General features: G+C 70.1%; 11 protein-coding genes. 5 read left to right on the top strand and 6 right to left on the bottom strand.

Translation table 11 applies throughout. The features are described 5' to 3' along the window. Positions 1-49 precede the first annotated feature (49 nt). From recG to ubiA, 5 genes are all read left to right on the top strand, one after another. Positions 50-2266 carry an ATP-dependent DNA helicase RecG gene (gene recG, locus F3J10_RS30475; RefSeq protein WP_345791243.1) on the top strand — a complete coding sequence of 739 codons (2217 nt, stop codon included), beginning with the start codon at positions 50-52 and terminating at the stop codon, positions 2264-2266. Positions 2267-2432: 166 nt separating this feature from the next. Then, positions 2433-3392 (top strand): LysR substrate-binding domain-containing protein, encoded by a 960-nt coding sequence (locus tag F3J10_RS30480; protein ID WP_013696697.1) that lies wholly within the window; start codon positions 2433-2435, stop codon positions 3390-3392. A 367-nt stretch (positions 3393-3759) separates the two neighbouring features. After that, positions 3760-3930, top strand: coding sequence for a hypothetical protein (locus tag F3J10_RS30485; protein ID WP_167243668.1), 171 nt, complete (start codon positions 3760-3762; stop codon positions 3928-3930). Positions 3931-4064: 134 nt separating this feature from the next. Then, on the top strand, positions 4065-4553 hold the full coding sequence (locus tag F3J10_RS30490) for a Dps family protein (RefSeq protein WP_025098510.1): 489 nt from the start codon (positions 4065-4067) through the stop codon (positions 4551-4553). A gap of 200 nt (positions 4554-4753) precedes the next feature. Then, positions 4754-5617 carry a 4-hydroxybenzoate octaprenyltransferase gene (gene ubiA / locus F3J10_RS30495; protein WP_167243669.1) on the top strand — a complete coding sequence of 288 codons (864 nt, stop codon included), beginning with the start codon at positions 4754-4756 and terminating at the stop codon, positions 5615-5617. A gap of 107 nt (positions 5618-5724) precedes the next feature. Here the strand turns inward: ubiA and proC are convergent, their stop codons facing one another. From proC to F3J10_RS30525, 6 genes are all read right to left on the bottom strand, one after another. Further along, complete coding sequence (proC, locus tag F3J10_RS30500) at positions 5725-6540, bottom strand: pyrroline-5-carboxylate reductase (protein WP_167243670.1); 816 nt, start codon at positions 6538-6540, stop codon at positions 5725-5727. A gap of 38 nt (positions 6541-6578) precedes the next feature. Then, a complete protein-coding gene (locus tag F3J10_RS30505; RefSeq protein WP_059999977.1) occupies positions 6579-7289 on the bottom strand; it encodes a YggS family pyridoxal phosphate-dependent enzyme in 711 nt (236 codons plus the stop codon). A 178-nt stretch (positions 7290-7467) separates the two neighbouring features. Beyond that, positions 7468-8694 (bottom strand): glycolate oxidase subunit GlcF, encoded by a 1227-nt coding sequence (gene glcF, locus F3J10_RS30510; RefSeq protein WP_025098506.1) that lies wholly within the window; start codon positions 8692-8694, stop codon positions 7468-7470. Between the two features lie 7 nt (positions 8695-8701). After that, positions 8702-9790, bottom strand: coding sequence for a glycolate oxidase subunit GlcE (glcE, locus tag F3J10_RS30515; protein ID WP_025098505.1), 1089 nt, complete (start codon positions 9788-9790; stop codon positions 8702-8704). Positions 9791-10090: 300 nt separating this feature from the next. Further along, the gene (locus F3J10_RS30520) at positions 10091-11569 is read right to left on the bottom strand and encodes an FAD-linked oxidase C-terminal domain-containing protein (RefSeq protein WP_029950115.1); all 1479 of its coding nucleotides are present in this window, start codon (positions 11567-11569) and stop codon (positions 10091-10093) included. A gap of 106 nt (positions 11570-11675) precedes the next feature. Then, positions 11676-13094 (bottom strand): FAD-linked oxidase C-terminal domain-containing protein, encoded by a 1419-nt coding sequence (locus F3J10_RS30525; protein WP_096749711.1) that lies wholly within the window; start codon positions 13092-13094, stop codon positions 11676-11678. Positions 13095-13229: the final 135 nt, after the last annotated feature.

Raw genomic sequence — 13229 nt, forward strand, 5'->3', positions numbered from 1 at the left:
CTCGCGCACGCCGCGGCGCGGGCCCGACGGGCGGCTCGCCGAACCCTCGGTGGAAGCTGCCGACGCCGCCGCGCCGAGGCCGGCCCGACGCGGCCGGCGCAAGGCGGCCGAGAGTGAATCGGCCGACGCGGACGCGGCGCAGGGCGATGCCGAAAACGCCGGCGACAAGCCCGCGAAGGCGGCCAAGGAGAAGGCCGCCAAGGCCGCGCCCAAGCTCGTCAAGACCGCCGACAAGCTCGCCAAGCTCGGCCTCACGCGCTCGATCGACCTGGTCCTGCACCTGCCGATGCGCTACGAGGACGAGACCACCCTCACGCCGATGCGCGAACTCCTGCCCGGCGAGCTCGCGCAGACCGAGGGCGTGGTCTACGACAACGAGATCACCTATCGCCCGCGCCGCCAGTTGCTGGTGCGCTTGCGCGACGAGGACGGCAGCGAGCTGGTGCTGCGCTTCCTGAATTTCTACGGCTCGCAGGTCAAGCAGATGGCGGTCGGCCAGCGGCTGCGCGTGCGCGGCGACATCCGCGGCGGTTTCTTCGGACTCGAGATCGTGCATCCGGCGGTGCGCGTGGTCGACGAGGACACGCCGCTGGCGCAGGTGCTCACGCCCGTCTATCCGAGCACGGCCGGCGTCTCGCAGGCCTATCTGCGCAAGGCCATCGACAATGCGGTGGCGCGCACTCCGCTGCCCGAGCTGCTGCCGGCCGAGGTCGAGGCCGCGTACCTGCGCCCGCTCGGCGTGCCGGCACTGGCCGACGCGGTGCGCCAGCTGCATCATCCCGGCGTCGATTCGGACGAGACCGCGCTGATCGACGGCACCCACCCGGCCTGGATTCGCATCAAGTTCGACGAGTTGCTCGCGCAGCAGCTCTCGCTCAAGCGCGCCCACGAGGAGCGCCGCACGCGCGCGGCGCCGGCCATGCCGCGCCGCGCCGCCGCCGACCGGGATTCGCTGGTGGCGCGCCTGTTCGCGGCGCTGCCGTTCTCGCTGACCGGCGCGCAGACGCGCGTGGTCGACGAGATCGCGCGCGACCTCACGCTCGCGCATCCGATGCAGCGGCTGCTGCAGGGCGACGTGGGCAGCGGCAAGACGGTGGTGGCCGCGCTGGCCGCCGCGCAGGCGATCGACGCGGGTTACCAGGCCGCGCTGATGGCGCCGACCGAAATCCTCGCCGAGCAGCATGCGCGCAAGCTGCGCGGCTGGCTGGAGCCGCTCGGCGTGACGGTGGCCTGGCTGGCCGGCAGCCTCAAGACCCGGGACAAGCGCTCGGCGATCGAGGCCGCGGCGCTGGGCACCGCGCAACTGGTGATCGGCACCCACGCGATCATCCAGGACACGGTGGAGTTCGCGCGGCTGGGCCTGGTGATCGTCGACGAGCAGCATCGCTTCGGCGTGGCGCAGCGGCTCGCGCTGCGCGCCAAGGCGGGCGGCCCGGCGGGCTTCCAGCCGCACCAGCTGATGATGTCGGCCACGCCGATCCCGCGCACGCTGGCGATGACGTATTACGCCGATCTCGAAGTCTCGACCATCGACGAGCTGCCGCCGGGGCGCACGCCGATCGTCACCAAGCTGATCGCCGACGCGCGCCGCGAGGAGGTGATCGGCCGCGTGCGCGACGCGGCGCTGGGCGGCCGCCAGGTCTACTGGGTCTGCCCGTTGATCGAGGAGAGCGAGACGCTGCAGTTGCAGACCGCGGTGGAGACCTACGAGACGCTCGCGGCCGCGCTGCCCGGCGTCAACGTCGGCCTGGTGCATGGACGGCTCTCGCCGGCCGAGAAGGCCAGCGTGATGGAGGCCTTCTCGCGCAACGAGGTGCAGCTGCTGGTGGCGACCACCGTGATCGAGGTCGGCGTGGACGTGCCGAACGCCTCGTTGATGGTGATCGAGCATGCCGAGCGCTTCGGGCTCGCGCAGTTGCACCAGTTACGCGGGCGCGTCGGGCGCGGCACGGCGGCGTCGGCCTGCGTGCTGATGTACAGTGGCCCGCTGTCGATCGCCGGCCGCGCGCGCCTGAAGACCATGCGCGAGACCAACGACGGCTTCGAGATCGCTCGGCGCGACCTCGAGATCCGCGGCCCCGGCGAATTTCTCGGGGCGCGACAATCGGGCGCGGCCATGCTGCGTTTCGCCGACCTGGAGCAGGACGGCTGGCTGATCGAGCCGGCCCGCGAGGCGGCGGCGGCCCTGATCGCGCATCATCCCGAGGTGGTTACCCAGCATCTGGCGCGCTGGCTCGGCGCGCGCGAGCAGTTCCTGAAGGCCTGATTTCGCCGAATCCGGCGCCTGGCGCGGGATATCGGCCAAGGTTCGGGCCGTCCCCGTTTATCTATGCTGCATCGCAACAAGCAATTGCCGCCGAGAACGCTGGCGGAACGCTTCTATCCGGTGTATAAATTAAAGCTATCGCCTGTATTCCTGTGATTGACCCACAATGACGCTTACTGAACTGAAGTACATCGTCGCAGTCGCTCGCGAGCGGCATTTTGGCCGCGCGGCCGAAGCCTGCTTCGTCAGCCAGCCGACGCTCTCGGTTGCGATCAAGAAGCTCGAGGACGAGCTGAACGTGCAGATCTTCGAGCGCGGCGCGAGCGAGGTGAGCGTGACGCCGATCGGCGACCAGATCGTCACCCAGGCCCAGCGCGTGCTGGAGCAGACCTTCGCCATCAAGGAAATCGCCAAGCAGGGCAAGGATCCGCTGGTCGGGCCGTTCCGGCTGGGCGTGATCTACACCATCGGGCCCTACCTGCTGCCCACGCTCGTCAAGCAGATGATCCACCGTGTCCCGCAGATGCCGTTGATGCTGCAGGAGAACTACACGCTCAAGCTGCTCGAGCTGCTCAAGCAGGGCGAGATCGACGCGGCCATCATGGCCCTGCCGTTCCCGGAAACCGGCCTGATGGTGCGCCCGCTCTACGACGAGCCCTTCGTGGTCGCGCTGCCCTCCAGCCATCCCTGGTCCAAGCGCCGCAAGATCGACGCGGCCGACCTCAAGCAGGAAACCATGCTGCTGCTCGGCAACGGCCATTGCTTCCGCGATCACGTGCTGGGCGTGTGCCCCGAGCTGATGCACTTCTCGCAGACCGCCGACGGCATCCAGAAGACCTTCGAGGGTTCCTCGCTGGAAACCATCCGCCACATGGTGGCGAGCGGCGTGGGCATCACGGTGCTGCCCCGCATGTCGGTGGGCGAGATCGGGCCGCTGGCCAACAACGCCGATTCCGACCTGCTGTCCTACGTGCCCTTCGACGAGCCGATCCCGGATCGCCGCGTGGTGCTGGTCTGGCGCAAGAGCTTCACGCGCATGCCGGCCATCGACGCGATCAGCGAGGCGATCGCCGCCTGCGACCTGCCCGGCGTGGCCAAGCTCGACATGCCCGCCACGCTGAACTGAGGCCGGGGCGAGCCGCCGCTGTTGCATGCGGCACCCAACCGACCGGGGCCTTCGCGCCCCGGTTTTGTTTGGCCCAATGCTTTACCTATCGAATAAATAAATTCAATTAAATTCACATTGATGATAGGATTTTCTATGATGGCATCCATGGGTCGCGACAGGCGGCCCGCGCCGGAACCGCAGCAGCCCCGGCGCTTCTCATCCCGAACGACGGAGCCATCATGAACAAGCCACACCAGCCGGCCGCGCACGACCCGATGCTCGCCAGGACGCGCGTCCTGGTGCGCTACCTGCGCCCGCTGGCCCTGGCCTATCTGGCTGACCGTCTGCTCGGCGTCTGATCGATATCGCCTCCGAGGAGCACGCCATGAACACGCAAGGCCAGAATCCGCAAGCCGCCCGCCTCGCGCAATCGCATGCCGCGGCCGTCAATCACGCCGCCACTTCCGCCTTCCGCCAGACCTTCGGTTTCGCGATCACCTTCGCCGGCATCGTCACGCTGGCCGCCCAGGCGATGGCCCACCTGAACGGGGCCTGAAGGGCCGGCCATCCGTCCCTTTCGAATCTTCTACGTTACACTGGGCGCGCTAGAGTCACTCGTTTCAGGCAGAAGCAGGCGGGTCACCTCGACGCGTTTTCGCCGGTTCAACTCATTGATAAGGAGTCAGCAACATGGCCAAGAAGGGCAACGGAACGCAGATCAACATCGGCATCAGCGACAAGGACCGCAAGAAGATCGCGGAAGGCCTGTCGAAGCTGCTCGCCGACACGTTTTCGCTGTATCTGAAGACGCATTATTTCCACTGGAACGTCACCGGTCCGATGTTCAACACGCTGCACCTGATGTTCGAAGAGCAGTACAACGAACTATGGCTCGCGGTGGACTCGGTGGCGGAACGGATCCGCACGCTGGGCGTGGTGGCGCCGGGTACCTACGGCGATTTCGCCAAGCTGACGGTGGTGCCGGAAGCCAGCGGCGTGCCGGCGGCAGAGGAAATGATCCGCCAGCTGGTGGAAGGCCACGAAGCGGTGGTGCGCACCGCGCGCGGGATCTTCCCCGATGCCGATTCGGTCGGCGACGAGCCGACCGCCGATCTGCTCACGCAGCGTTTGCAGACGCACGAGAAGACCGCCTGGATGCTGCGATCGCTGCTGCAGTAAGCGAGCGCGGCAAAGGCCGCGACAAGCCGTTCGACCAGCCGCGCGCGGATGCGCCGGCGGTCAGCGAAACCTCCCGTTCGACGGGAGGTTTTTTTTCGTGCGCCTGGCCGCGGGCGACCGCCTCGGCAGGGGCCGCCTGAAACAGGCATGCCGCACTCGCGCGTTACAATGCCGCCATCGTTTCCGTGGTGCGCCCCGACATGTTTGCCCGTTTCCCCCTCTATCTGAAGCTGGTCCGGATGGACAAGCCGATCGGCAGCCTGCTGCTGCTCTGGCCCACGCTCAACGCGCTGTGGATCGCCTCGGGAGGGCGCCCGGCGCCGTCGCTGCTGGTGATCTTCATCCTCGGCACGCTGCTGATGCGTTCGGCCGGTTGCGCGATGAACGACTACGCCGATCGCGACTTCGACCGCCACGTGAAGCGCACCGTCGACCGGCCGCTGACCTCGGGCAAGATCCGCGCCTGGGAGGCGGTGGCGATCGCGGTCGGCCTGGCGATCGTCTCCTTCCTGTTGATCCTGCCGCTCAACGGCCTGACCAAGTGGCTGTCGGTGGTGGCCGTGTTCGTGGCCGGCACCTACCCGTTCCTGAAGCGCTTCTTCGCGATCCCGCAGGCCTATCTCGGCATCGCCTTCGGCTTCGGCATCCCGATGGCCTTCGCCGCGATCCAGAACACCGTGCCCCTGATCGCCTGGGTGATGCTGGCCGCGAACGTGTTCTGGTCGGTCGCCTACGACACGGCCTACGCGATGGTCGATCGCGACGACGACCTCAAGATCGGCATGCGCACTTCGGCGATCACCTTCGGCCGCTACGACGTGCTGGCGATCATGCTCTGCTACGCGGCGGTGTTCGCGATCTATGCGTGGATCGGCTTCACTCAGCAGTTCGGCCTGGTGTACTGGCTGGGCTGGGCGGCGGCGGTGGGTTGCGCGGTCTATCACTACACGCTGATCAAGGATCGCGACCGCATGAAGTGCTTCGCGGCATTCCGCCATAACAACTGGCTCGGCGGCGCGCTGTTCGTCGGGATCGCCCTGCATTACGCGCTGACGGCGTTCTGAGCGAAACGCCCGCGCGTGTTCCGGAAACGACAAAGCGGCCCATGAGGCCGCTTTGTCGTTGATGGACGCGCCGCTCCGAAGATCGGCGCCTCACTCGAAGGCCGGGCTCAGGCGCGGCCGAGTTCGTCGCCGAGTTCGCGGGCCCGCGCATCGGCGGCCAGCACGCCGCTCACGATCCGGTCCTTGAGCTGCTGCGCGTCGAAGGCGGCCAGCGCCGCGGCCGTGGTGCCGCCCTTGGAGGTCACGCGCTCGCGCAGCACGCCGGCCGGCTCGCCCGATTGCGCGGCCAGTTGGGCTGCGCCGGTGAAGGTCGCCACCGCCAGCGCGCGGCCCTGTTCCTCGTTCAGGCCGAGCTGGCGCGCCGCTTCCTGCAGCGCCTCGATGAAATAGAACACATAGGCGGGGCCGCTGCCGGAGATCGCCGTGACGGCATCCAGGCGCGCCTCGTCGTCGAACCAGACCGTCTCGCCGACCGCGCCGAGCACGGCCGAGGCCAGTTCGCGGCCGGCCGCGTCGACCCCGTCCAGCGCGGCCAGGCCCGTCACGCCCATGCCGACCAGTGCCGGCGTGTTCGGCATGGTGCGCACGATGCGCGCATAGCCGCCCAGCCAGCGCGACAGGTCGGTGGCGCGGATCCCGGCCGCGATGCTGATCACCAGCGCCTGGCCGAGATGCGGCGCGAGCGCCTTGGCCACCTCGTTGAGCACCTGCGGCTTGACCGCCAGCACGATCGCGTCGTAGCCGGCCAGCGTGGCGTCGATGGTCTCGCCGGTGGCCACGCCGCGTTCCTCGTGCAGGCGCGTGCGGGTATCCGCGTTGGGATCAATCACGTAGAGATCGCCGGGCGCCGCGGTGCCGCGCTTGACGATGCCGCCGATCAGGGCGGCTGCCATGTTGCCGCCGCCGATGAATGCAATTTTCATGATGGTTGGACCAGGAAACAGGAAGGTTCGTAAATCGTTCAGGACGCGCGCGGCGTGCCGTAGTCGCGCGCGCCGAAGATCGCGGTGCCGACGCGCACGATGGTGGCGCCCTCGAGCACGGCCGCCTCGAGATCGGCCGACATCCCCATCGACAACGTGTCGAGTGCCAGGCCCTCGGCCTTGAGCGTGTCGAACAGCTCGCGCAGCAGCCGGTGCGGCACGCGCTGCGCCGCGAGTTCGCCGGCCGGCTCGGGGATCGCCATCAGGCCGCGCAACCGCAGCGTGGGCAAGGCAGCCACCTCGCGCGCCAGCGCTGCCGCCTCGGCCGGCGCGACGCCGCTCTTGCTGTCCTCGCCGCTCACGTTGACCTGCACGCAGACATTGAGCGGCGGCAGGTGCGCCGGGCGCTGCTCGGCCAGGCGCTGCGCGATCTTGAGCCGGTCGACCGAATGCACCCAGTCGAACTGCTCGGCCACCACGCGCGTCTTGTTCGATTGCAGCGGCCCGATGAAGTGCCAGTCGAGCGAGGCGCGAAGATCCGCGAGCGCGGCGATCTTGTCGAGCGCCTCCTGCACGTAGTTCTCGCCGAACGCGCGCTGGCCGGCCGCGTGCGCTTCGCGCACGGCTTCGGCGGGGAAGGTCTTCGACACCGCGAGCAGCGCCACCTCGCCCGGTGCGCGGCCGGCGGAGCGGGCCGCGTCGTCGATGCGGCGGTGAACGGAGGCGAGGCTGGCGGCGAGATCGGACATACGCGGGGCAGGGCGGACGATGGATGGAGGCCATGCAGGGCACGGCGCGCCTCATTATACGGATCGCCTCGCGGCCGGTGGGGGATGCCCGGCCCTGGCGCCGCCGCGCCGGAGCGCGGCCGGCGAGAGGGCGCGAAAACCGGTGCTGGCCGGCGGGACGAGCCGGGGCCGCGGCGCCTCAGTCGTCGAGCAGTTGCTCGACGAGCTGGATCCAGTGCATCACCGGCGTCGCGGTGCCGCTCTGCAGGTGGGCGAGGCAGCCGATGTTGCCCGACACGATCAGTTGCGGATCGAGCTCGGCCAACCGGGCCAGCTTCTGCTTGCGCAGCTTGTAGGACAGCGAGGGCTGGGTCAGCGAGTAGGTGCCGGCCGAGCCGCAGCACAGATGGCTGTCGGCCGGCACGCGCAGCTCGACGCCGAGCGCCTCGAGCAGGCGCTCGACCTTGCCGCGCGACTGCTGGCCGTGCTGCAGCGTGCAGGGCGGATGGTAGGCGACGGTCTGCATGCCGCGCCGTTTCGCCAGCGCCACCAGGCGCGTCTCGAAGCCGGCCAGCAGCTCGGACACGTCGCGGGTCAGCTCGACCACGCGGCGGGCCTTGTCGGCATAGGCGGGATCGTCGCGCAGCAGGTGCGCGTACTCGAGCACGGTGGCGCCGCAGCCGCTCGCGTTCATCACGATCGCCTCGGCGCCGGCCTCGATGTGCGGCCACCAGGCGTCGATGTTGCGGCGCGCGTCGGCCAACGCCTCGTCGCGATAGTTCAGGTGCAGCCGGATCGCGCCGCAGCAGCCCGCCTCGGGCGCGATCACGGTCTCGATGCCGAGCGCGTCGAGCACGCGCGCCGTGGCGATGTTGATGTTCGGCATCATCGAGGGCTGCACGCAGCCGGCCAGCATCAGCATGCGACGCTCGTGGCGCGCGGTGGGCCAGGCCAGCGGCCGGGTGCGCGGCGGGACCTTGTCGCGCAGGCGCTTGGGCAGCAGCGGGCGCACCTGCTGGCCGATTCGCATCGCCGGCGCGAACAGCGCGCCGTTCGGCACGAAGCTGGCCAGCGCGCGCCGCATCAGGCGCTGCGACAGCGTGCGCGGCACGCGCGTCTCGAGCTGCTGGCGGCCGATCTCGACCAGCCGTCCATATTGCACGCCCGACGGACAGGTGCTCTCGCAACTGCGGCAGGTCAGGCAGCGGTCCAGATGCTGCTGGGTGCTGCGCGTCACCGGCGCGCCTTCCAGCATCTGCTTGATCAGGTAGATGCGCCCGCGCGGGCCGTCGAGCTCGTCGCCGAGCAACTGGTAGGTCGGGCAGGTGGCGGTGCAGAAACCGCAGTGCACGCACTTGCGCAGGATCGATTCGGCCTCGGCGCCGTCGGGCGTGTCGCGGATGAAATCGGCGAGCTTGGTCTGCATGGGCGGCTCAGAAATCGGGGTAGAGCCGGCCGCGGTTGAACACGCGGTCCGGATCGAAGGCGGCCTTCAGGCCACGGTGGATCGCCAGCAGCGGCCCGGCCAGCGGCGTGAACACGCCGCCGCCGCGATCGTAGCCGGCGCTGGCGCGATACAGCGTGGCATGGCCGCCGGCCTGCTTGGCGCTCATTCGCACCGTGGTGGCGTCGGCGTCGGTGATCCACCAGCGCTGCGCGCCGCCCCATTCCATCATCTGCGAGCCGGGCAGGTGCATGGGCTCGGTGATCGAGGGCAGGGACAGGCGCCAGAGCGCGTGACCGGGCAGCATCGCGTTGAAGAACGGGTCGTTCTGCTCGCGCACGCCGTGCCAGAAGCGCTGCGCCTCGACCGCGTCCACCGCTTCGCCGCCCAGCGCGCCCTTGGCCGCCTTGACGGCCGCCTCGGCGCCCGACAGGCGCAGCACCAGGGTGCCGAAGCGCCAGGCGCTCGCGCTGACCGGGAACGGGTGGCCCGACCACTCGTTGAGCTTGCGCACCGCGTCGGTCGCGCTCATGTCGAACTTCAGCGTCAGCTCGGCGACCGGCACCGGCAGCACCTTCACCGACAGGTCCAGCATCAGCCCGAGCGTACCCAGCGAGCCGGCCATCAGGCGCGCCACGTCGTAGCCGGCGACGTTCTTCACCACCTGGCCGCCGAAGCGCAGCACCTGGCCGCGCCCGTTCATCAGCGTGACGCCGAGCACGAAGTCGCGCACCGCGCCGGCGCTGGCGCGCCGCGGGCCCGACAGGCCGGCCGCGATGGCGCCGCCGAAGCTGGCGTGGCGGCCGAAGTGGGGTGGCTCGAAGGGCAGCATCTGGTTGTGCGCGGCAAGCTCAGCCTCGATGGCCGCCAGCGGCGTGCCGGCGCGTGCCGTGATCACGAGTTCGGCGGGGTCGTAGGAGACGATGCCGTGCCAGGCGCGCGTATCGAGTATCTCGCCGTCGAGCGACTGGCCGTACCAGTCCTTGGTGCCGCCGCCGCGAATCCGCAGCGAGCGGCCCTGCGCGCCCGCGCTGCGGATGCGTTCGGCCCAGTTCGCGACGATCTCGTCCTGTTCCATCCGGTGTCGCCTCGTCCTGAAATTTCTTGTGCTTCGATTGTACCGGCGCCATAAGCGGCGACAGTCGGGCGATCCCCCTAGAGACAGCGCGCGAGGGCGGCGGGGCGGGTGGCCCGGTGCGGGCCGGGTTTGGCGCTCGCTCGGCGCGGTGGCGAGCTTGCGAAGGTCCGCGCGCACCTGGCGGCGCGGCACGCCGGGTCGGCGGCCAGGCGCGGGGGGGCGGCAGGTTCGTTCTCCGGGGCCGGAATCCCGACCGGCAGCGCGACCCGGCCGCCCGGCATCCCGACCCGGCCGCTTTCCTCAGAAACGCGGCAGATCCGGGCGCGGCAGCAACCCGCCGCGCACGTGCATGCGGCCGTATTCGGCGCAGCGCGCGCGGCTCGGGATGCCCTTGTCGGGATTGAGCAGGCTGGCCGGGTCGAAGGCGCGCTTCACGGCGAAGAACGCGTCGCGCTCCTCCGGCGAGAACTGCACGCACATCGAGTTCAGCTTCTCGACCCCCACGCCGTGCTCGCCCGTCACCGTGCCGCCCAGCTCGACGCAGCTCTCCAGGATGTCGGCGCCGAACAGCTCGGCGCGGTGCAGCTCGTCGGGATCGTTGGCGTTGAACAGGATCAGCGGATGCATGTTGCCGTCGCCGGCATGGAACACGTTGATGCAGCGCAGCCCGTATTGCCCCTCCATCTGCTCGATGCGCGCCAGCAACGGGCCGATCGCGCGGCGCGGCACGGTGCCGTCCATGCAGTAGTAGTCGGGCGAGATCCGCCCGGCGGCCGGGAAGGCGTTCTTGCGGCCCGACCAGAAGCGCAGCCGTTCCGCCTCCGAGCGCGAGACCTGGATCCGCGTCGCGCCGCTGGCGCGCAGCACCGAGGTGACGCGCGCGATCTCCTCGGCCACCTCGTCGGGCGTGCCGTCCGATTCGCACAGCAGGATGGCGGCCGCGTCCAGGTCGTAGCCGGCCTGCGTGAAGGCCTCCACGGCCCGGGTGGCCGGCTTGTCCATCATCTCCAGCCCGGCCGGCACGATGCCGGCGGCGATGATCGCGGCCACCGCCTCGCCGCCCTTCACCACGTCGTCGAAGCTGGCCATCACCAATTGCGCCGTCTGCGGCCTGGGGATCAGCTTCACGGTGATCTCGGTGACGATCGCGAACATGCCCTCGCTGCCGATCATCACGGCCAGCAGGTCGAGTCCGGGCGTGTCGAGCGCCAGCGAGCCGAACTCCACCACGTCGCCGTCGATCGTCACGGCGCGCACGCGCAGCACGTTGTGGACCGTCAGGCCGTACTTGAGGCAGTGCACGCCGCCCGAGTTCTCGGCGACGTTGCCGCCGATCGTGCAGGCGATCTGCGAGGACGGATCGGGCGCGTAGTAGAGCCCGTAGGGCGCGGCGGCCTCGGAGATGGCGATGTTGCGCACGCCGGGCTGGACCGTGGCGGTGCGCGCGTAGGAATCGACCTCGACGATGCGCGTGAAGCGCGCCAGCGACACCACGATGCCGCTCTGGTTCGGCAGCGCGCCGCCCGACAGGCTGGTGCCGGCGCCGCGCGGCACGATCGGCACGTTCAGGCGGCGGCAGATCTGCACGATGCGCTGCACCTGCGATTCGGTCTCGGGCAGCGCCACCGCGAGCGGCAGGCGCCGGTAGGCGGCCAGCCCGTCGCATTCGTAGGCGGCGGTGTCCTCGTCGCGGTACAGCAGGCAATGGCTCGGCAGCACCGCCATCAGCGCCTGCACCACCTCGCGCTGGCGTTGCGCGCGGGTGGCGGCGTCGGCCATTGAGTTGCTGCCGGCCGCGTGCGCGGCACCGCTGCTCGCGCCGCCTGTTTGGGCCTGGCCTTGGGCGATCGTGTTCATCTCGGCTCCTGGTCGGCGGGTGCGCGCCTCATGCGCGGTCGAGGCTGAAGATCTTGCCGGGGTTCATCAGGTTGCGCGGGTCCAGCGCGAGCTTGATCGCGCGCATCGCGTCGATCGCCTCCTCGCCGTGCTCGGCGGCCAGGAAACGCATCTTGTGCAGGCCCACGCCGTGCTCGCCGGTGCAGGTGCCTCCCATGCGCAGCGCGCGCTCGACGATGCGCTGGTTGATCTGCTCGGCTTCCTCCAACTCCTCGGGCTTGTCCGGGTCGAGCAGGATCGCGACATGGAAGTTGCCGTCGCCGACATGGCCGACGATCGGGCAGGGCAGGGTCGAGGCGCGCAGGTCGACCTCGGTTTCCTCGACGCAGGCGGCCAGTTGCGAGATCGGCACGCAGACGTCGGTGGTCACCGCGCGGCAGCCCGGCTTGAGCTGCAGCATGCCGAAGAAGGCGTTGTGCCGCGCCGACCACAGCCGCGTGCGGTCCTCGGGGCGGGTGGCCCATTCGAAGTCCCGGCCGCCGTTGGCGGCGGCCAGTTCCTGCACGCGCTCGGCCTGCTCGCGCACGCCGGCCTCGGTGCCGTGGAATTCGAAGAACAGGGTGGGCGCCTCGTTCAGCGTGAAGTTCGAATGGCGGTTGATGGCGCGGATGCCGAGCGCGTCGATGAACTCCACGCGCGCGATCGGCACGCCGGTCTGGATCGTCTCGATCACGCTGCGCACCGCGTCGCCCATCGAGGGGAAGGTGCAGATCGCCGCCGATACCGCCTCGGGCAGCGGGTGCAGGCGCAGCGTGATCGAGGTGATCACGCCGAGCGTGCCTTCCGAGCCGACCAGCAGGCGCGTCAGGTCGTAGCCGGCCGAGGACTTGCGGGCGCGGCTGCCGGTCCGGATCTGGCGGCCGTCGGCGAGCACGGCGGTGAGGCCCAGCACGTTCTCGCGCATGGTGCCGTAGCGCACGGCGTTGGTGCCGGAGGCGCGGGTGGCCGTCATGCCGCCGATGCTGGCGTCCGCGCCGGGGTCGATCGGGAAGAACAGGCCGGTGTCGCGCAGGCTCTCGTTGAGGGCCTTGCGCGTGATGCCGGGTTCGACCGTGACGGTCAGGTCGTCGGCGTCGATCGACAGCACGCGGTTCATGCGCGAGACGTCGAGCGAGACGCCGCCGCGCACCGCCAGCAGGTGGCCTTCGAGCGAGGAGCCGGCGCCGTAGGGGATCACCGGCACCTCGTATTGCGCGCACAGCGTGACCACGGTGCGGACCTCGTCGGCGTTCTCGGCGAATACCACCGCGTCGGGCAGTTCGGGATCGAAGGGGGATTCGTCGCGGCCGTGGTGCTCGCGCACCGCCTCGGAGGTTGAGACGCGTTCGCCGAAGGCGGCGGCGAGCGCCTCGCGCAGCGCGTCGGGGAACGGGCGGCGCAGCGAGGCCGGCGGGGCGGGGTGGTTCACGCGTGTCTCCTGGGGCGGCTTGTCGATTCGTGGCGTGCGAGGCGGGCGGCGCGCGGCGTGTGCCGGCCGGCTCCGGCGGCCGTGGCGCGTGCCGGCCTAGGTCCTGCCGCGGCGCAACCGGGCTGCCGGCGCCAT

Origin of the sequence: Burkholderia sp. Cy-637, assembly GCF_011753175.1 — a bacterium.
Taxonomy (GTDB): Bacteria; Pseudomonadota; Gammaproteobacteria; order Burkholderiales; family Burkholderiaceae; genus Burkholderia; species Burkholderia gladioli.